Raw genomic sequence first — 18,350 nt, 5'->3', positions numbered from 1 at the left:
CCTGGCCAACATCCATCCACGATGGACATCAACCAAAGGAATCCGTCACAATCAATCCATGACGGGGTTGTGCATCATGCACTGGCTTTTAACACACTGTTGAGTTCTCAAGAAACGGACGCGTACATCCGCACCGAGATCCCTTCCGGACCCCAGTGCGAGAGGCGCACATTTCGTTTCCTTTAGACTACCAGATCCGGACGATCCTTGTCAAACCGCCCGATCCGGGAGCTTCCGGACCTGCCTCGCTTGGAGGCAACCCTGCTAACTTACTCTAACTTTCGGCTCTTGTCCAACCGCGCGGCTGGCGCAACCCGGAAGTCGGGGTTTGTTCACAGGGATGTCAGGGCTGATTGGCCCCGCGTTGAAAACTGTAGCAGCCTCAGGCCCGTGGAAGGTCCATCTTCGGTAACGAATGGACCTTCCCCTCGTACGTACGGTTCAAACACCCAGCCCGGCGAGCTGAGCCTCCAGCCGCTCGATGTCGGCGGACGCCTGCTCGGCCCGGCTCCTGACCTTGTCCACCACGTCCTGCGGCGCCTTGGCCATGAACTGCTCGTTGCCCAGCTTGGCGGCCACCTGGGCGGCCTCCTTGCGCGCGGCAGCGAGATCCTTCTCCAGGCGCTTGCGCTCCGCGGCGACGTCGATGGCGCCGGCGGTGTCGATCTCCACCGTCACCGCCCCCACCGCGAACCGCGCCGTGGCGTTGAACGACTCCGACGGGTCCGTCAGGCGCAGCAGCGCCCGGATCGCCGACTCCTGGCCGGCCAGCGGCGTGCCGCTCAGCCCGAGCCGCGCGGCCACCTTCTGGCCCGGCTTGAGCCCCTGGTCCGACCGGAACCGGCGGACCTCCGTCACCAGCTCCTGCAGTGCCTCGATCTCCGCCTCGGCCGCGCGGTCCGCGTAGCGCGCCTCGGCCACCGGCCACGGCGCCACGACGAGCGATTCGCCGCCGGTGACGGCCCGCCACAGCTCCTCGGTCACGAACGGCACCAGCGGATGCAGCAGCCGCAGGATGGCGTCGAGCACGTGGCCGAGCACCAGCCGGGTGTGCTCCAGCCCCTCACCGAGCTGGATCTTGGCCAGCTCCAGGTACCAGTCGCAGACCTCGTCCCACGCGAAGTGGTAGAGCAGGTCGGACGCCTTGGCGAACTCGAACTCCTCGAAAGCCGCGTCGGCCGCCGTGACGACGGTCTGCAGGCGCGACAGGATCCACCGGTCGGCCGCGGTCAGCTCGGCGCCGTCGAGTGAGCCCACGGCGGCGCCGTTCATCAGGGCGAACCTGGTGGCGTTCCAGATCTTGTTGCAGAAGTTGCGGGAGCCGGCCGCCCATTCCTCGCTCACCGCGACGTCGGAGCCGGGGTTGGCGCCGCGCAGCAGGGTGAAGCGGGTGGCGTCGGCGCCGAAGCGATCGATCCAGTCGAGGGGATCGACCACGTTGCCGAACGACTTGGACATCTTCTTGCCGTACTGGTCGCGGACCATGCCGTGCAGGGCGACGACGCGGAACGGCGGCTCGCCGTCCATGGCGTAGAGCCCGAACATCATCATCCTGGCGACCCAGAAGAACAGGATGTCGTAGCCGGTGACCAGCACGGACGTCGGGTAGAAGCGCGCCAGCTCGGGTGTCTGGTCGGGCCAGCCCATCGTCGAGAACGGCCACAGACCGGACGAGAACCAGGTGTCGAGGACGTCGGAGTCCTGCGTGTAGCCGGCCGGCGGCTCCTCGTCGGGGCCCACGCACACGACCTCACCGGCGGGGCCGTACCAGACCGGGATGCGGTGACCCCACCAGAGCTGCCGGGAGATGCACCAGTCGTGCATGTCGTCGACCCAGTCGAAGTAGCGCTTGGCCAGCTCCGGCGGGTGGATGCGGGTGCGCCCGTCGCGGACGGCGTCGCCCGCGGCCTTGGCCAGCGGCGCGACGTTGACGAACCACTGCAGCGACAGCCTGGGCTCGACCACGGTCTTGCAGCGCGAGCAGTGACCGACCGAGTGCACGTAGGGCCGCTTCTCCGCGACGATCCTGCCATCGGCGCGCAGCGCGGCGACCACGGCGGGCCGGGCCTCGAAGCGGTCGAGCCCCTGGAACGGCCCGTGAGCGGTGATCACGCCGCGCTCGTCCATCACCGTCAGCGACGGCAGCGAATGGCGCCGGCCGATCTCGAAGTCGTTGGGGTCATGGGCGGGGGTCACCTTGACCGCGCCGGTGCCGAACGCCGGATCGACGTGCTCGTCGGCGACCACGGGGATCATGCGGCCGGTGAGCGGCACCTCCACCATCGTGCCGATCAGGTGGGCGTAGCGCTCGTCGGAGGGGTGCACGGCCACGGCGGTGTCGCCGAGCATGGTCTCGGCGCGCGTGGTGGCGACCACGATCTCGTCGGAGTAGCGGATCGAGACGAGCTCGCCCTCGTCCTCGCTGTGCTCCACCTCGATGTCGGACAGCGCGGTCAGGCAGCGCGGGCACCAGTTGATGATCCGCTCGGCGCGGTAGATCAGCCCGTCGTCGAACAGCTTCTTGAAGATGGTCTGCACGGCCCGCGACAGCCCCGGGTCCATCGTGAACCGCTCGCGCGACCAGTCGACACCGTCGCCGAGCTTGCGCATCTGGCCGAGGATCCGGCCGCCGGACTCCTCCTTCCACTCCCAGACCCGCTCGACGAACGCCTCGCGCCCCAGGTCGTGGCGGGACTTGCCCTGCTTGGCCAGCTCGCGCTCGACGACGTTCTGGGTGGCGATGCCGGCGTGGTCCATGCCGGGCAGCCACAACGTCTCGAGGCCGCGCATGCGCGCGCGGCGGGTCAGCGCGTCCTGGATGGAGTGGTCGAGGGCGTGCCCGATGTGCAGCACGCCCGTCACGTTGGGCGGCGGCAGGACGATGCTGTACGGCTCGCGCGAGCTGCCCGGGTCGGCGCGGAAGTAGCCTTCGGATACCCAGCGCTCGTAGCTACGGGTCTCGACGTCGGCCGGTGTGTACTGGGTAGGCAGCTCTGGCGTTGTCACAGTGACCAATTCTAGGGAGGCGGGCAAGCGAAACGCCCCATGGTTCGAAACCACGGGGCGTTCGCGGAAACCGCGGGCGAGTGTCAGGCCGACTTCTCGCGCGGCGTGCGCTGCTGCTTGGCGGCGAGCTGGTCGCGCGGCACGAGCGTCGGGATGGCGTGCTCGAGCACCGACTCGCGGGTGATGACCACCCGGGCGACATCCTGTCTGGAGGGCACCTCGTACATGACGGACTGGAGCACCTCCTCCAGGATGGCGCGCAGCCCGCGGGCGCCGGTGCCGCGCAGGATGGCCTGGTCGGCGATGGCCTCGAGGGCGCCGTCGGTGAACTCCAGCTCCACCCCGTCGAGCTCGAGCAACTTGCGGTATTGCTTGACCAGCGCGTTGCGCGGCTCGGTGAGAATCTGGATGAGCGCCTCACGGTCGAGGTTGTGCACCGAGGTGATGACCGGCAGGCGGCCGACGAACTCGGGGATCATGCCGAACTTCAGCAGGTCCTCCGGCATCACGTCGCCGAAGATGTCGGCCGTGTCGACCTCTTCCTTCGACCGGATGATGGCGTTGAAGCCGATGCCCTTCTTGCCGATGCGCGACTCGATGATCTTTTCCAGACCGGCGAACGCGCCACCGCAGATGAACAGCACGTTGGTCGTGTCGATCTGGATGAACTCCTGGTGCGGGTGCTTGCGGCCGCCCTGCGGGGGCACCGAGGCCGTGGTGCCCTCCAGGATCTTCAGCAGCGCCTGCTGCACACCCTCGCCGGAGACGTCGCGCGTGATCGACGGGTTTTCGCTCTTGCGAGCGATCTTGTCGACCTCGTCGATGTAGATGATGCCGGTCTCGGCCTTCTTGACGTCGTAGTCGGCGGCCTGGATGAGCTTGAGGAGGATGTTCTCGACATCCTCGCCGACGTAGCCCGCCTCGGTCAGCGCGGTGGCGTCGGCGATGGCGAAGGGTACGTTGAGCATCTTCGCCAGGGTCTGCGCCAGCAGCGTCTTGCCCGAGCCGGTGGGCCCGAGCAACAAGATGTTGCTCTTGGCCAGCTCAAGGCCGTCGTCTCTGCCCCGGTCACCGGACTGCACCCGCTTGTAGTGGTTGTACACCGCCACCGAGAGAGCCTTCTTCGCCTTGTCCTGACCGATGACATAGGCGTCGAGGAACTCGTAGATCTCCCTCGGCTTGGGCAGGTTGTCCCACTTGAGCTCGGAGGACTCAGACAGCTCCTCCTCGATGATCTCGTTGCAGAGATCGATGCACTCATCGCAGATGTAGACGCCTGGACCGGCAATGAGCTTCTTGACTTGCTTCTGACTCTTTCCGCAGAAAGAGCACTTCAGCAGGTCTCCCCCGTCGCCGATGCGTGCCACCCCAGATACTCCTTTGCGTGGGACCGCCCTGCTTGCTCCCGCGAGCAGTGTCTCCGGACATCCTCCGGACTAGGCCGAACCGCTCAGGTTTCGACGTTACCGTCTTCTGGGCCCTCAGTGAGCCCCCTAGCGGCGAGTCGCACCGGAACGTGCCCTATAGGGCAGCGCTCCGGTGCGTCACGTCTCGTCTAGGAAGCTACGGCCTGAGCTCGTTTCTTCCTGGACGGGATAATGTCATCGATCAGACCATACGCCTTTGCCTCGTCCGCGTTGAGAATTTTGTCGCGTTCGATGTCCTTGCGGACTTCGGCGGATGGCTTGCCCGTGTGCCTGGCCACGATGTCCTCGAGCAGCGTGCGCATGCGCAGGATCTCGCGGGCCTGGATCTCGATGTCGCTGCCCTGGCCGCCACCCTCGGTGGACGGCTGGTGGATCAGCACCCGGGCGTTGGGCAGCGCGAAGCGCTTGCCCGGGGTGCCTCCGGACAGCAGCACGGCCGCCGCGGAGGCGGCCTGGCCGAGGCAGACGGTCTGGATCTCCGGCCGGACGAACTGCATCGTGTCGTAGATCGCCGTCATGGCGGTGAAGGAACCGCCGGGCGAGTTGATGTAGATGCTGATGTCACGGTCGGGGTCGAGCGACTCCAGCGTCAGCAGCTGGGCCATCACGTCGTTGGCCGACGCGTCGTCGATCTGCACTCCGAGGAAGATGATGCGGTCCTCGAAGAGCTTGTTGTACGGGTTCATCTCCTTCACGCCGTATGACGTGCGCTCGACGAAGGAGGGGAGAACGTAACGGCTTTGGATGTTCATGTCAGCTCCCCCTAAGAGACCGGGCCCGCAGAGGGCACCTGCCGCGCACTGCGCACGACGTGGTCGATGAAGCCATAGTCCTTGGCCTCCTCCGCCGTGAACCAGCGGTCGCGGTCGGAGTCGGACTCGATCTGGTCCAGCGGCTGGCCCGTGTGGAAGGCGATCCGCTCGGCGAGCGTCTTCTTCACGTAGAGCATCTGCTCGGCCTGGATGGCGATGTCGGCGGCGGTGCCACCGATGCCGCCCGACGGCTGGTGCATCATCACCCGGGCGTGCGGCAGGCCGTAACGCTTGCCACGCGCCCCCGCGGTCAGCAGGAACTGCCCCATGGAGGCGGCCATGCCCATCACGACCGTGGATACGTCGTTCGGCACGTATTCCATCATGTCGTAAATCGCCATGCCCGCACTCACCGAGCCCCCCGGCGAGTTGATGTACAGCGTGATGTCCCGCTCGGGGTCATCGGCCGCGAGCAGGAGGAGCTCGGCGCAGATGCGGTTGGCGATCTCGTCGTTGACCTCCTGTCCGAGCACAATGATGCGCTCGCGGAGCAGGCGCTGGTAAAGCTGGTCCTCAAGCCGGAAGGACGAGCCGTTCTCACGGCCTCGCGACTCAGGCTGATAGAAGGTCGGCGGGCTGGTCACAGCGTCACCTTCCGATGCGTCGTAATCGATTGGCTTTGCTTGTGACCTTAACGCGCGCCACCTACAGGTCATGCCCGGTCCCCCGGACTGTTCGCTGACGGCGCAGGTGCGTCCGTGCGCACACCTGTTCCCTTTGCGGGCCAATGCGGCTTTCGTCCCACGAGGGCCGGCCGACGGCGGGCGACGCCCACCTCCCCGGGGCGCTCAGAGGGCGGATCAGGGTAGGGCAGGCCGCGCAGGGGCGTCGGAGCCGCGTACCGGCCCGCGATGCCGTCACAGGCCCTCTCAGCGCCCCCAAAGCGGAGGCCCCCGGACCGTTTCCAGTCCGGGGGCCTCGACGCCCAGGCGGATGTCACGCCTCGGGCTTGCCCTCGGCGTCGGCGTCCGAGTCGGAGGCGGCGGCCTCTTCCTCGACGACCTCGCCACCGTTGATCTCGGTGTAGATGGCCTTGAGGTCGACCTCGTTGCCCTCGGTGTCGACGACCTTGGCGGCGTCACCGAGCACCGACTTGGCCTTGTCGCGCACGATCTCGACCATGGCCAGCGTGAGCTGGTCGTTGTCGGCGAGGTGCTTGGCCAGCTCGTTCGGCTGCACGCCCATCTCCATGGCGCGGCGCACCACGAAGTTGGTCAGCTCCTGCTCCGAGACGCCCAGCTCCTCGGACTTGACGATCTTGTCGAGCACGAACCCGACCTTGATCGCCCTGGCGGAGTTGGTCTCGAACTCGGCGAAACGCTCCTCCTCCGTCGTCTGGTAGAGGCGGAAGAAGGCGTCGCGGCTGAGGCCGCTCTCGGCCACCTGGTGGTCAAGGTTGTGCTTGCGGGCGTCGACCTCGGCCTTGAGCGCGCTCTCCGGCAGCGGGATGTCGATCTGGTCCAGCAGCGCGTCGAGCGCCTTCTCGCGGGCCTGGACGACCTGGTCGATCAGCTTGTTGCGGCGGGACTGCTCGCGGATGCTGGCCTTGAGCTCGTCGAGCGTGTCGAACTCGCTCGCGAGCTGGGCGAACTCGTCGTCCAGCTCGGGCAGGACCTTCTCCTTGACCGACTTGACGTTGATGATCACGTCGGCCTCCTCGCCGGCGTTCTCACCGCCGACCAGCTCGGTCTTGAAGCTCTTCTCCTCGCCCGCGGACATGCCCTCGAGCGCGTCGTCGAGGCCCTGCAGCACGGAGCCGGCGCCGACCTCGTAGGAGACCTCGCTGGCCTGCTGCTCCTCGATGTTCTTGCCGTCGATCTCGGCGCGCAGGTCCATGACGACGAAGTCGCCGTTGGCGGCGGCGCGCTCCACGCCGGTCAGCGTGGCGAAGCGCTGGCGCAGCGCGTCGAGCTGGGCGTCCACGTCCTCGTCGGAGACCTCGGCGGAGTCGACCGTGATCTCGACGCCCGCGTAGTCGGGCACGTCGAAGTTGGGCCGGATGTCGACCTCGGCGGTGAACTCGATCTGCTCACCGTCGTCGATCTTCGTGACCTCGATGTCCGGCTGGCTGACCGGGAACACGTCGACCTCGTCGACGGCCTGGCCGTACAGCTTGGGCACCGCGTCGTTGAGGGTCTCCTCCAGCACTACCGCCCGGCCGAAGCGCTGCTCGATGATGCGGGCCGGAACCTTGCCAGGCCGGAACCCGGGGACGCGCACCTGCTGCGCGACCTTCTTGTACGCCGCATCCATGCTCGGGCGCAGCTCGTCGAACGGCACCTCGACAGTGAGCTTGACCCGGGTCGGGCTGAGCTCCTCGACAGCGGTCTTCACGGAATGGTCTCCTTGATCAAGCTACGAGTGATCGCGGGCGCGTCCATCGGTTCGGCTCACGCGCCGCGCCCACATGAGCGGTGTTGGGCATGCTCCGCCACGGCGGGTTCCAACGCCGATGGCCAGTCTAGGGCAGATGCATACCCAACCACGACGCCCGACGCCGTCAGAACTCGTCCGCGATCGTCCTCAACAACTCGATCGTCTCGTCCGGGGTGGTGCTCACGGCGCAGAGCCGCTCCATCACCTCGGTGTATCGGTCCACATCTTCCCGCTTGTCCAGGTAGAGCGCGCTGGCGAGCTGCTCGACGTACACCACGTCGGGCAGGTCGGTGTCGGGGAAGCGAAGGATGCTGAACGCCCCGCCCTCCGCACTGTGCCCGCCGAAGCTGAACGGCATGATCTGGATCGTGATGCTGGGCTGGCGCATCAGGTCGATGAGGTGCTCGAGCTGGGCCCTCATCACCTCGGCGCCGCCGATGGGGCGCCGTAGCGCGGCCTCGTCGATCACCGCCCAGAAGACCGGCCCGTCGGGCCTGTCGAACATCCGCTGGCGCTCCAGGCGGAGATCCACCCTTCTGGCGATCTCCTCCGCCCCGATGCCCGCCGAACCGGCGGTCACCACAGCCCTTGCGTACTCCTTGGTCTGCAACAGTCCCGGCACGAACTGGACCTCGTAGGTCCTGATCCTGGCGGCGGCCTCTTCAAGGCCGACGAACGCCTGGAACCACGTGGGCAGGACGTCGTTGAACCGGTGCCACCAGCCAGGCTCATTGGCGGTGGCCACCAGGTCGAGTACGGCGGAGCGGGCCTGATGATCCACGACCCCGTACAGGGTCAGCAGGTCCGCCACGTCGCGTTCTTTGAACCCCACTCGGCCGAGTTCCATCCGGCTGATCTTGGATTCCGACCCCCGGATGAGGTGGCCGGCCTCCTCACGAGTGACGTTCTTCGCTTCCCTGAGCTTGCGCAGTTGGGAGCCCAGGAGGATGCGCAGCGCCGTCGGCCCGGAACCCGGCTGGTTCTGCGTCACTTTGCCTCCTATCAAGGTCCGCACACACAGTGACACCACATTGCCGGGTATGACAAGGTCTCAACCTCGTGTCCGATTCGGATATCTATGCCCCGAAAACGCCGCTTGCTACTGCACATTGCACTTGCACGTGCATTTGGGTCTTGCAGCTGCAGGCGATCGTGACCCATGATGGCTTAGTGCATATTGGGCCAAACATGCACTAACCAAGGCTGAACGGGGAGGTATCGGCGGCATGGTGGAGGATCCTCTGGCCACTGCCGATTGCCTCCAGATCACCCGAGAGGTGGGTTTCGACCGCCTGCTCATGGGTGGCAAGCCGTACACCACCTCGTGCCCGCTGCCCTTCCAGGCGGACTCGGTGAAGACGGCCAGGGACGTGACCCGCTCGACGCTGCGCGGCTGGGGCCTGCACGAGCTGAGCGACGACGCCGCGCTGGTGGTCTCGGAGCTGGTGACGAACGCGGTCAGGTACGCGATGTACGCGCGCGGGCGCCGCGAGATAGAGCTGCTGCTGATGCGGGTCGCCCCCCACGTGCTGCTCGCCGTGGCCGACCCCAGCGACGAGGTGCCGCGTCCCAAGGAGCCCGACTTCATCTCCGAGAACGGGCGTGGCCTTTACATCGTCGAAACCTACAGCCAGTGCTGGGGCTGGGACCCGCTGGCGCGCGGCGGCAAGGCCGTATGGGCGCTGTTCCGCGCCGACGCCTGAACCGTCTCCATCCCGCTGAGCCCGGCCCCCGGCAGGAGCGGCCGGAGGCCCGGGGCGTGCCGTCACTCGCCGGTGACGCCGTCGATACGCTCGCGTAGCAGGTCAGCGTGACCGTTGTGGCGGGCGTACTCCTCGATCATGTGGACGAGGATCCAGCGGTGCGAGCATTCCTGCCCGTTGCGATCGCCCACGGCGTCGAGCGGCTTGGCGGCCGAGATGGCGCGCGCGTGCTCGATCTCCTCCTCCCACGTCGCGAACGCCTCCTTGACCGAGGCGGTGTCCACCTCGTTGAAGTCGGCGTCGTTGTCGCGGTCCTTGTCCCAGAGCTTGGGCAGGTCCTCGCCGTTGAGCACGCGCCGGAACCAGCTGCGTTCGACGTGCGCCAGGTGCCTGACCAGGCCCAGCAGGGAGAGCGTGGAGGGCGGGGCGGCGCGCAGGCGCAGCTGCTCGTCCGACAGGTCCGCGCACTTGACGGCCAGGGTCGCCCGGTGCCATTCGAGCCAGTTGTTCAAAACGGTCGGCTCGTCGCCGGTGAGGGGAGGGGGAGTTCGGGTGTCTGTCACGAGGCCCGACCTTATCCGGCCGCGTCCCCCGGCCCCGACCCGTTTCCCGACCCCTTGCCCGACCCCTTGCCCGGTCCCTTGCCCGGTCCCTTGCCCGGCCCGGGCCTGACCCGGCATTCGGCCTGGAGGAGCCGGTAGGCCGCCTCGCGTACGGTGTCGTCCCTGACGTTGTCCACGAACTCCTCGGGGGTGTTCCCGCACAGGTGGCGGAGGGCGGCGGATCCGTCCAGGAGGGACTGGATCAGCGTCCTCTGGGAGGTCAGGCGGCGGGGGTGGGCCCGGCCGTCTCCCGTGGCGAGGCAGCCGTGCCGGCCCTCGTACACGTAAGGGGGTGGCAGGCGGGTGCCGGACTCCAGGGTGATCGGGTCGGCGAGGGCCGCCGGCGGTAGTTGGGCTCGGTGAGGTCCAGCGCCGCGAGCTGGTGCTCGTCCAGCCAGAGCACGAACAGCCTGGAGGTCTCGCCGGGGGTCTCGATCGGCGCGGCCGGTACGTAACCCCACCGGCTCACATGGGCGGAGACGCCGGGGGCGACGCCGCGCACCTCGGCGACCGTCATGGGGACGAACGGGCGTACGCGGTGGTCGAGGAACTTCCTGCGCAGCTGGCTGGGAGCGGCGTTGGAGCCGACGGCCACGACGCGGTGGCGGGCCGCCAGCCCCTCGCCGCCCTCCCTTGCCAGCAGGGCGGCGAGCGTCTCCTCCCCCGCCCGCCAGCCGTCCGGGTCTCCGTCGGCCCGCAGGGGCACGTACGCGTCGTCGAGCAGGACGCCGGAGGCGGCCGGGATGCGTCCCGGATAGGTGAGCGGGCGGGCCATGGGGTCGTCCGTGAAAAGATCCACGGCCCCCAGCATGCCCGTACGGCTCCAGGGCCGCCCGGAGACCCGCGGGGCTACGACCGCCCGGAGACCCGTGCCCAGAGTCGCGTCACGCCCGCCCTGCGCCCCCAGGCGATCACGGCACTCAGCGCGAGCAGGACCAGCGGCAGGACCACCCAGCCCCCGGACACGAAGACCTCGGTCAGCGCCGCGCAGGCCATCAGCCCGACGAACGCCAGCGCGGCCGCCCCGGCCAGCCGCGGCACCAGCAGCGCCACGGCCCCGGCCACCTCCAGCACCCCGATGAGGTGACGGAACCAGTCACCCAGGCCGATCGCCTCGAACGTGGACGCGGACGGCTCCGCGCCGGTGAACTTCCCCAAGGCCGACATCACGAAGACGCCGGCGACGACGACCTGCAGGACCCACAGGGCGATGTGGGCCACGCGGCCGGTGGTGGTCTGGTGCGGTGCCGTGGTCACGATCCGTACCTCCTCGTCGTCGATGATCTCTACGCTAAGGAGGCAGGTCGGGAGGGACCATCGGGCTGGGTACCGTACGGGGTGCACCTAGGTGCACCCTTGCCGTCGGCCGGGGAGGGTCGCCGGCGTCGGCGTTCGCGCACGAACGCCGGAAACGGGCGACAGGACTTGAACCTGCGTTCGCCCCGATCGTCAAGCGGGCGGGTGACTGCTGCCAGGGCTGTTCGGAGCTTCGCCCGCCGTTTCGGGCGGTGCTTCGCACGGCGCTGCAACATGTTTCAGCAGCTCTCCCAGGCTCACCGAACGTGGACGAGGCCACTCCGAGTCAGCCCCTTCTATGCGTTATGCAGGTGTGTTCTCGCGCCAGCCACTGCTCGTCCATAGGAGCGCCCATGATGGCCTCCGCCGTCATCAGCGACGCCGTGCCGTAGTTGGCCTGCCACCCCTCCAACCCGCCGGGGGTGGTGCGCATCCAGCGCTCCACCGTCTCCTGGTCGGGCGTGGCGTCGTACTCCCACCCCGTGCCCTCGAAGCTCACCACAACGCGCCCCTTCTCCCTGTACGTAACAAAAGGCGGGCCGAAGTCGCTCCAGCCGACGTCCAGGCACACGCCTGCCTGAGAGAGGCGGACCTGCGCGTCGGTCTCCATGAAAGGCAGCCCTGGCTCCAGGAGGACGACGCCCTGGCCGAGCACGCCTGCGAGGAGCAGCGGTATTCCCTCTTCGAGATAGAAGTGCGCGTCCTCGTTGGCTTCGCTGAACGTGGCGGCAGTCACCAGGTGATGGCTTCCGCCGTAGGGGGCGAGGACATCGTCCAGGGTGGCGCCCGTACACCAGGTGATCCAGGTGGTGTTCCCCAAGGCGTCGGCCACCTGCTTGTAGTCGGTCACGGCGTGATCTTGCCGTCCACCACCGAGGACATCAAGAGCCGGCTGCTTCTCACCGGGACAGCTGGGACGGCTCTTCGTGCTCCTCCGCCCCCGTGCCAATGGTCAGGCACCCGCTTGGACACTCAGAAGGCCCCACCCGATTCGGATGGGGCCTTCTGGCTGGTCGGGGCGACAGGATTTGAACCTGCGACTTCTTGCTCCCAAAGCAAGCGCGCTGCCAAGCTGCGCCACGCCCCGTTTCGTCGAGTGCGCATGCGGTCCGTGTCTCCGGTACGCTTACGCCCTGACGACCGGATGAAGTCTAGACCAGAGTTCGACCGGTTCGCGCGGACGTAGCTCAATGGTAGAGCCCTAGTCTTCCAAACTAGCTACGCGGGTTCGATTCCCGTCGTCCGCTCCAGGCAGCGAAAGGCCAGGTCATCCCGGGTGGGGTGCCTGGCCTTCGTGGTGGTCGCCGGGGTCGAGGAGTTCGGCCCACGATTCCAGCGTCGCCTCGGCGACGGCATGGATGCGGTGCCCGTACGGGGGGTGGCCGTCGGCGACGAAGCTGCCGTCGCTGACCGGCAGTCCGGTGAAGGCGGCGCGGAAGTGCGCGGGTGGGCCGCCGGCCGGAAGCGGTGCGTACGGCGTCAGCGGCCTCATGTCGTAGCCCGACCGGGCCCTGTGGTTGTTGCGCGCCACCTGGTGGGCCTGCAGGCGCAGCAGCGCGTCGAGGCCCTGGTGCGCGTAGAGCTGCAGCAGGCGGAACTGGCCGTCCAGGAACTTCCCGCGGCCGGCGGAAGGATGTTGCAGCACGTACGCGCACACCACCACCGCGTGCCACCGGTACATCCCGGGATCGCCCTGCTCCTCGGCCAGGATCGCGTGGTAGTAGTCCGCGCACACGCCGAGCGGGCCGGAGTCCGCACCGCAGTCGCACCGAGCCATGCCGGGCAATCTAGGCCTCCCGCGACGGCCTTGTCGAAGGCATTTCCCGCGCCCCTAAGCTGTGCTCGATGCGCGCGCGACCGATCTCCCGTGAGGCCCTCGTCGAGGAGCTGGCCGAGCTGATCTCCGCCCGGCCGCCGGGATCGTGGGTGCGGGTGGCCGTGGACGGGGCGCCCGCGACACGCCCGGACGCGCTGGCCGACGAGCTGGTCGCGCCCCTCCGGCTGCGCGGGCGGCAGGTGGTGCGGGTGTCGGCGGGCGACTTCCTGCGGCCCGCCTCGCTGCGGCTGGAATACGGCAGGACCGATCCCGACGCCTTCTACGACGACTGGCTCGACGCCAAGGCGCTGCGCCGGGAGGTGCTGGACCCGCTGGAGCCGGGCGGGCCGGGGCGGGTGCTGCCGGCGCTGTGGGACAGCGGGATCGATCGGGCGTACCGGGTGCCGTACGCAGAGCTGCCGCCGGGCGGGGTGGTCGTCGTCGACGGGACGCTGCTGCTGGGTCGGGGGCTGGCGTTCGAGGTTAGCGTGCACCTGTGGCTGTCGCCGGGGGCGCTCGAACGCGGCACCCCGGAGGACGAGCGGTGGCGGTTGCCGGCCTACGAGCGCTACGAGCGGGAGGCGCGGCCCCAGGAGGCGGCCGACGTCGTGGTGCGGGCCGACCATCCCCGGCGACCGGCCGTGCTGGTCCGTGGCGGGTCTGGAACCTGACCCACCGGCGGCGCAGACTGAAGCGATGATCCCCAGCAACTGGTACAACATCGTTCCCGATCTGCCCACCCCGCCTCCTCCACCGCTGCATCCGGGCACGCGGCAGCCCATAGGCCCCGACGACCTGGCTCCGCTCTTCCCGATGGAACTGATCGGGCAGGAGGTGAGCGGCGAGCGGTTCGTCCCGATCCCGCAGGAGGTGCTGGACGTCTACCGGCTCTGGCGGCCGACGCCGCTGATCCGGGCGCGCAGGCTGGAGAAGGCGCTCGGCACGCCGGCCCGGATCTACTACAAGTACGAGGGCGGCTCGCCCGCCGGCTCCCACAAGCCGAACACGGCCGTGCCGCAGGCGTACTACAACGCCCGGGAGGGCGTGCGGCTGCTGACCACCGAGACCGGCGCCGGGCAGTGGGGCTCGGCCCTGGCGTTCGCCTGTTCCCAGTTCGACGTGGAGTGCCAGGTCTGGATGGTCCGCGCCTCCTACGACCAGAAGCCGTACCGGCGCTCCCTCATGCAGGTGTACGGCGCCACCGTCCACGCCAGCCCCTCCCCCGTGACGGGCTCGGGCAGCAAGGTGCTGGCCGACGACCCCGACTCCCCGGGCAGCCTGGGCATCGCGATCAGCGAGGCCGTCGAGGTGGCGGCGGCGACGCCCGACGCCCGCTACGCGCTCGGCTCGGTGCTCAACCACGTCCTCATGCACCAGACCGTGATCGGCGAGGAGGCGCTGAAGCAGCTGCCCGAGCTGCCGGACCTGGTCATCGGCTGCACCGGCGGCGGCTCGAACTTCGCCGGCCTGGCCTTCCCGTTCCTGCGGGAGAAGCTGGCCGGGCGGATCGGCACGGTGTTCCGCGCGGTCGAGCCGGCGGCCTGCCCGTCGTTCACGCGCGGCGCGTACGCCTACGACTTCGGGGACACGGCCGGGTTCACGCCGCTGCTCAAGATGCACACGCTGGGGCACACGTTCGTACCGGACCCGATCCACGCGGGCGGCCTGCGCTATCACGGCATGTCGCCGCTGCTGTCGCACATGTACGAGCTGGGCATGTTCGAGGCGGTCACCCGCTCCCAGAGCGAGTGCTTCGAGGCCGGCATCCGCTTCGCCAGGACCGAGGGCATCGTGCCGGCCCCCGAGCCCACGCACGCGCTGGCCGAGACCATCGCCGAGGCGCTGCGCTGCAAGGAGAGCGGCGAGGAGAAGGTCATCCTGACCGCCCTGTGCGGCCACGGCTTCTTCGACCTCGGCGCGTACGACCGCCATCTGGCCGGGCAGCTCGAGGACTACACGCTGCCGCAGGAGCGCATCGACCAGGCCCTCACCCAGCTGCCGGGATGAGCGAGCCGCGGGTGGCCGCGGGGGTGGGCGGCCACCCGCCGGTCATCGCGCCGTGGGACGCTTGCCGTGGTTCGCCTTCTTCTTCTTGCGTGCCTTGCCCTTGCGTGCGCGCCTGGCCATGCACTCGCCTCCGCTGATCGGTACGGCAGGAGTGACCAACGTCTCCTGCCCACCCTGACCAGCGCAAGCGTTCCGCGCTAACTAACATTCCCCAACAATTCCGTGTCATAATTTGGTGGAATCTGTTGGAAGGAGCGGGCGTGCTCGCACAGCAGCGGCAGCAGGCGATCCTCGAACGCGTGCGCAGCAACGGCGGCGTCCGGGTGGCCGACCTCGTACGCGAGCTCGGCGTCTCCGACATGACCATCCGCCGCGACCTCGAGGTGCTGGCCGAACGCGGGCTGCTGGAGAAGGTGCACGGAGGCGCGACAGCGCTCGGCCCCGGCTCGACCGAGGAGCCCGGCTTCACCGCCAAGTCCGCCCGCCAGCAGCAGGAGAAGGACGCCATCGCGCGGCACGCGGCCACGCTCGTACGACCGGGCACGGCCGTGGCGCTGTCGGCGGGGACCACCACGTGGGCGCTGGCCCACCACCTGATCGGCGTGCCCGAGCTGACCGTGATCACCAACTCGATCCCGGTCGCCGAGGTCTTCCACCGCAACCCGCGCGCCGACCGCACCGTCGTGCTGACCGGCGGGGTGCGCACGCCGTCCGACGCCCTGGTGGGCCCGGTCGCCGTGGCGGCGATCCGCCGCCTGCACGTGGACACGCTCTTCCTCGGCGTGCACGGGATGAGCGTGCGGGCCGGGTTCACCACGCCCAACCTGCTCGAGTCCGAGACCGACAGGGAGCTGGTCGCGGCCGCGCACCGGCTGGTGGTCCCCGCCGACCACACCAAGTGGAACACGGTCGGCATCAGCACCATCGCCGAGCTGACCGAGGCCGACGTGGTCATCAGCGACGCGGGGCTGCCCGAGGACGCACGAACAGAGCTGGCCGAACGGGCCGGAGAACTCATCATCGCGGAGGGCTCGCTTTGAAGCGCACCATCACCCATCTGGCCGACGGCCGGGAGCTCATCTACTTCGACCGGCGTGACGACGCCGACAGGAGTGCGATCGACCGGCGGCCGCTGGAGCCCCGCCCCGTGGCCTCCGAGCTGCGTTACGACCCGCTGACCGAGGAGTGGATCGCGATCGCCGGGCACCGGCAGACGCGGACGTTTCTGCCGACCGGCGGCACGGCCGAGTGCCCGTTGTGCCCGTCGTCGGACACGCGGTCGTCGGAGATCCCCGCCCACGACTACGACGTGGTGGTGTTCGAGAACCGCTTCCCCTCTTTCTCCGGAAATTTCGGGACTTACGAGGAAGTGGGCGGCCTGAGCGAAGTCCGTCCGGGTGTGGGCCGGTGTGAAGTGGTGTGCTTCACCTCCGACCACTCGTCCTCCTTCTCCAAGCTCTCCGACGACCAGGTGGGGCTCGTCATGGAGGCGTGGGCCGACCGCACGGCCGAGCTGTCCACGATCGAGGGCGTGGAGCAGGTGTTCTGCTTCGAGAACCGGGGCGCGGAGATCGGCATCACGCTCGCCCACCCGCACGGCCAGATCTACGCCTACCCGTACGTCACGCCCAGGACCAGGCTGCAGCTCGGCGCGGCGGCCCGGTACAAGGGGCCGGGCAACCTGTTCGCCGACGTGCTGGCCGCCGAGCGGGAGGCGGGGACACGGGTGGTGGCCGCCAACGAGCTGTGGACGGCCTTCGTGCCCGCCGCCGCGCGCTGGCCGTTCGAGGTGCACCTCTATCCGCACCGGCAGGTGCCCGACCTGGCCGCGCTCACGGAGGAGGAGCGGGACGCGTTCGCGCCCCTCTACACCTCGGTCCTGCGGGCGCTGGACGGGCTGTTCGGGGTGGTGATGCCGTACGTGTCGGCCTGGCACCAGGCACCCGTACGCCAGGACCGGGAGCTGGGCTATCTGCACCTGGAGCTGTTCAGCATCCGGCGGGCGGCGAACAAGCTCAAGTATCTGGCCGGCTCGGAGTCCGCGATGGGCGCCTTCGTCAACGACGTGCTGCCGGAGGAGGCGGCACGCATGCTTCGATCACAAGTAGATCACTAATAGATTTCTACTTAAGGTCGCATGACTCGTGATCTACCACTAATATCCCCATATGCACCGGCCGAAACAGCCGTGGCACGCCTAATCCCGAGCGCGTCGCCCGGGAGCCGGGGACCCATCGCACCTGGGGTGAATCCGCTTCGGCGGTAGGGATCAACTCCCCTGCCCGAACCCGTCAGCTAACCCGGCCGGCAGAGGGAGAGGAACACCTACGTGGCGGCTTCGTCCCCCGCGACTCTTGCCATCGGTCTCATCGCCGCCGCCGCCATCGCCGTCCTCCCGGCGACCGCGGCGTCGGGAGCCCCCAAACCCACGGAAGCCGAACTCCGCGCCCAGCTCAAACAGCTCAACACCAAGGTCGACAAGCTCATCGAGCGGTACAACCTCAAGCGCGTCGAGCTGGCCAAGGCCCAGCAGGCCGCCGAGACGGCCGAGGCCAGGCTGGCCACCGCCGAGCAGGCGCTGACCACGGCCGAGCAGCGGGTCGCCGAGATCGCCCGCCTGCGCTACCAGAACGCCGACCCGTCCGTACCCACCTTGATGCTGCCCCAGAACGCCAGCAGCGCGGCCCTGCTCGAACAGCTCACCGCCGAGCAGCAGGCCGTCGTGCAGGGCGTCGCCACGGCCCGCGACGACAAGCAGCAGGCCAGCGAGGAGGCCGCGGCGCTGGCGGCCCGGATCGAGTCGGACACGGCCACGGTGGCCGAGCAGCGCGACGAGGCCGAGGACGTCATCGACGACATCAAGGACAAGCTCGAGGACCTGGTGCCGTTCGGCACCGGCCGCAAGTCCGACGGCTCCTGGGCGCCCGAACTGCCCACGGGAACGGACAACATCACCTCGCGTACGCGGCTGATGAAGGCTCAGGTGGAGAAGAACTTCTCGCTGCCGTTCGAGGTGGGCTGCTTCCGCTCGGGCTCCAGCGGCGAGCACCCGCTCGGCCGGGCCTGCGACTTCATGATGAGCACGGGCGGCTCGATGCCCACCGCCGTCAACAACGCACTCGGCGACCGGATCGCGGCCTGGGCGATCAAGAACCAGAACAAGCTGGGCGTCAAGTACGTGATCTGGAAGCAGCGGATCAACCACGGATCGGGCTGGAGCACGATGTCCGACCGGGGCAGCGTCACCGAGAACCACTTCGACCACGTGCACATCTCGATGAACTGACCCGCGGCGACCCGCGCCG

General features: G+C 68.6%; 19 protein-coding genes, 2 tRNA genes and 1 riboswitch. Of the genes, 7 read left to right on the top strand and 14 right to left on the bottom strand.

Annotation, left to right across the window (positions count from 1 at the left end; translation table 11 throughout):
• Positions 1–441: 441 nt before the first annotated feature.
• The 6 genes from ACBJ59_RS44945 to ACBJ59_RS44920 form a co-directional block, all read right to left on the bottom strand.
• Positions 442–3,015, bottom strand: coding sequence for a valine--tRNA ligase (locus ACBJ59_RS44945; RefSeq protein WP_375116204.1), 2,574 nt, complete (start codon positions 3,013–3,015; stop codon positions 442–444).
• 74 nt (positions 3,016–3,089) lie between these two features.
• On the bottom strand, positions 3,090–4,373 hold the full coding sequence (clpX, locus tag ACBJ59_RS44940) for an ATP-dependent Clp protease ATP-binding subunit ClpX (protein ID WP_185067261.1): 1,284 nt from the start codon (positions 4,371–4,373) through the stop codon (positions 3,090–3,092).
• Positions 4,374–4,561: 188 nt separating this feature from the next.
• Positions 4,562–5,185 carry an ATP-dependent Clp protease proteolytic subunit gene (locus ACBJ59_RS44935; RefSeq protein ID WP_357856360.1) on the bottom strand — a complete coding sequence of 208 codons (624 nt, stop codon included), beginning with the start codon at positions 5,183–5,185 and terminating at the stop codon, positions 4,562–4,564.
• An 11-nt stretch (positions 5,186–5,196) separates the two neighbouring features.
• On the bottom strand, positions 5,197–5,829 hold the full coding sequence (locus ACBJ59_RS44930; RefSeq protein WP_364127383.1) for an ATP-dependent Clp protease proteolytic subunit: 633 nt from the start codon (positions 5,827–5,829) through the stop codon (positions 5,197–5,199).
• Between the two features lie 352 nt (positions 5,830–6,181).
• Positions 6,182–7,579 carry a trigger factor gene (gene tig / locus ACBJ59_RS44925; RefSeq protein ID WP_375116203.1) on the bottom strand — a complete coding sequence of 466 codons (1,398 nt, stop codon included), beginning with the start codon at positions 7,577–7,579 and terminating at the stop codon, positions 6,182–6,184.
• A 166-nt stretch (positions 7,580–7,745) separates the two neighbouring features.
• Entirely contained in the window at positions 7,746–8,612 is an 867-nt protein-coding gene (locus ACBJ59_RS44920; RefSeq protein ID WP_364127379.1) for a helix-turn-helix transcriptional regulator, read from the bottom strand.
• Positions 8,613–8,847: 235 nt separating this feature from the next.
• Between ACBJ59_RS44920 and ACBJ59_RS44915 the strand changes: the two genes are divergently transcribed.
• Positions 8,848–9,324: an ATP-binding protein gene (locus tag ACBJ59_RS44915; RefSeq protein WP_364127377.1), complete on the top strand. Its 477-nt coding sequence runs from the start codon at positions 8,848–8,850 to the stop codon at positions 9,322–9,324.
• Between the two features lie 62 nt (positions 9,325–9,386).
• Here the strand turns inward: ACBJ59_RS44915 and ACBJ59_RS44910 are convergent, their stop codons facing one another.
• From ACBJ59_RS44910 to ACBJ59_RS44885, 6 genes are all read right to left on the bottom strand, one after another.
• On the bottom strand, positions 9,387–9,887 hold the full coding sequence (locus ACBJ59_RS44910; RefSeq protein ID WP_375116202.1) for a DinB family protein: 501 nt from the start codon (positions 9,885–9,887) through the stop codon (positions 9,387–9,389).
• A gap of 11 nt (positions 9,888–9,898) precedes the next feature.
• Complete coding sequence (locus ACBJ59_RS44905) at positions 9,899–10,063, bottom strand: hypothetical protein (protein ID WP_375116201.1); 165 nt, start codon at positions 10,061–10,063, stop codon at positions 9,899–9,901.
• A gap of 83 nt (positions 10,064–10,146) precedes the next feature.
• A complete protein-coding gene (locus ACBJ59_RS44900) occupies positions 10,147–10,725 on the bottom strand; it encodes a hypothetical protein (protein WP_375116200.1) in 579 nt (192 codons plus the stop codon).
• A gap of 50 nt (positions 10,726–10,775) precedes the next feature.
• Positions 10,776–11,183, bottom strand: coding sequence for a DoxX family protein (locus ACBJ59_RS44895; RefSeq protein ID WP_375116199.1), 408 nt, complete (start codon positions 11,181–11,183; stop codon positions 10,776–10,778).
• Between the two features lie 325 nt (positions 11,184–11,508).
• On the bottom strand, positions 11,509–12,072 hold the full coding sequence (locus tag ACBJ59_RS44890; RefSeq protein WP_375116198.1) for a hypothetical protein: 564 nt from the start codon (positions 12,070–12,072) through the stop codon (positions 11,509–11,511).
• 160 nt (positions 12,073–12,232) lie between these two features.
• Positions 12,233–12,309 (bottom strand) — tRNA-Pro (locus tag ACBJ59_RS44885).
• A gap of 89 nt (positions 12,310–12,398) precedes the next feature.
• Here ACBJ59_RS44885 and ACBJ59_RS44880 point away from each other — a divergent pair.
• A tRNA-Gly gene (locus ACBJ59_RS44880) sits at positions 12,399–12,472 on the top strand.
• Positions 12,473–12,489: 17 nt separating this feature from the next.
• Here the strand turns inward: ACBJ59_RS44880 and ACBJ59_RS44875 are convergent.
• Positions 12,490–12,999: a DUF5946 family protein gene (locus ACBJ59_RS44875; RefSeq protein ID WP_375116197.1), complete on the bottom strand. Its 510-nt coding sequence runs from the start codon at positions 12,997–12,999 to the stop codon at positions 12,490–12,492.
• Positions 13,000–13,067: 68 nt separating this feature from the next.
• On the opposite strand from ACBJ59_RS44875, the gene ACBJ59_RS44870 reads away from it, so the two are divergent.
• Positions 13,068–13,709, top strand: coding sequence for a uridine kinase (locus tag ACBJ59_RS44870; protein ID WP_375116196.1), 642 nt, complete (start codon positions 13,068–13,070; stop codon positions 13,707–13,709).
• 25 nt (positions 13,710–13,734) lie between these two features.
• Positions 13,735–15,045: a TrpB-like pyridoxal phosphate-dependent enzyme gene (locus tag ACBJ59_RS44865; RefSeq protein ID WP_375116195.1), complete on the top strand. Its 1,311-nt coding sequence runs from the start codon at positions 13,735–13,737 to the stop codon at positions 15,043–15,045.
• 42 nt (positions 15,046–15,087) lie between these two features.
• Here ACBJ59_RS44865 and ACBJ59_RS44860 read toward each other — a convergent pair whose 3' ends face one another.
• Positions 15,088–15,165 carry a 50S ribosomal protein bL37 gene (locus ACBJ59_RS44860; RefSeq protein ID WP_371252575.1) on the bottom strand — a complete coding sequence of 26 codons (78 nt, stop codon included), beginning with the start codon at positions 15,163–15,165 and terminating at the stop codon, positions 15,088–15,090.
• 140 nt (positions 15,166–15,305) lie between these two features.
• On the opposite strand from ACBJ59_RS44860, the gene ACBJ59_RS44855 reads away from it, so the two are divergent.
• From ACBJ59_RS44855 to ACBJ59_RS44845, 3 genes are all read left to right on the top strand, one after another.
• Positions 15,306–16,085 (top strand): DeoR/GlpR family DNA-binding transcription regulator, encoded by a 780-nt coding sequence (locus ACBJ59_RS44855; protein ID WP_375116194.1) that lies wholly within the window; start codon positions 15,306–15,308, stop codon positions 16,083–16,085.
• Positions 16,082–17,161, top strand: a complete 1,080-nt coding sequence (gene galT, locus ACBJ59_RS44850) for a galactose-1-phosphate uridylyltransferase (RefSeq protein ID WP_375116193.1) — start codon at positions 16,082–16,084, stop codon at positions 17,159–17,161. Before ACBJ59_RS44855 ends, galT begins: the two co-directional genes overlap by 4 nt.
• Before the next feature lie 68 nt (positions 17,162–17,229).
• Positions 17,230–17,369, top strand: a riboswitch (cyclic di-AMP (ydaO/yuaA leader).
• A 5-nt stretch (positions 17,370–17,374) separates the two neighbouring features.
• Positions 17,375–18,331 (top strand): coiled-coil domain-containing protein, encoded by a 957-nt coding sequence (locus ACBJ59_RS44845; RefSeq protein ID WP_375116192.1) that lies wholly within the window; start codon positions 17,375–17,377, stop codon positions 18,329–18,331.
• Positions 18,332–18,350: the final 19 nt, after the last annotated feature.

Origin of the sequence: Nonomuraea sp. MTCD27, from assembly GCF_041950495.1 — a bacterium.
Lineage (GTDB): Bacteria > Actinomycetota > Actinomycetes > Streptosporangiales > Streptosporangiaceae > Nonomuraea.
Note: the sequence above shows the minus strand (reverse complement) of the source record. Positions and strands in the feature narration are given on the sequence as shown.

What these genes read in the sequence shown, in the direction of transcription:
- ACBJ59_RS44935 (WP_357856360.1), bottom strand. Translation starts at nt 5,185, where the DNA reads ATGAACATCCAAAGCCGTTACGTTCTCCCCTCCTTCGTCGAGCGCACG.
- ACBJ59_RS44915 (WP_364127377.1), top strand. Translation starts at nt 8,848, where the DNA reads ATGGTGGAGGATCCTCTGGCCACTGCCGATTGCCTCCAGATCACCCGA.
- ACBJ59_RS44875 (WP_375116197.1), bottom strand. Translation starts at nt 12,999, where the DNA reads ATGGCTCGGTGCGACTGCGGTGCGGACTCCGGCCCGCTCGGCGTGTGC.
- ACBJ59_RS44870 (WP_375116196.1), top strand. Translation starts at nt 13,068, where the DNA reads ATGCGCGCGCGACCGATCTCCCGTGAGGCCCTCGTCGAGGAGCTGGCC.
- ACBJ59_RS44865 (WP_375116195.1), top strand. Translation starts at nt 13,735, where the DNA reads ATGATCCCCAGCAACTGGTACAACATCGTTCCCGATCTGCCCACCCCG.
- ACBJ59_RS44860 (WP_371252575.1), bottom strand. Translation starts at nt 15,165, where the DNA reads ATGGCCAGGCGCGCACGCAAGGGCAAGGCACGCAAGAAGAAGAAGGCG.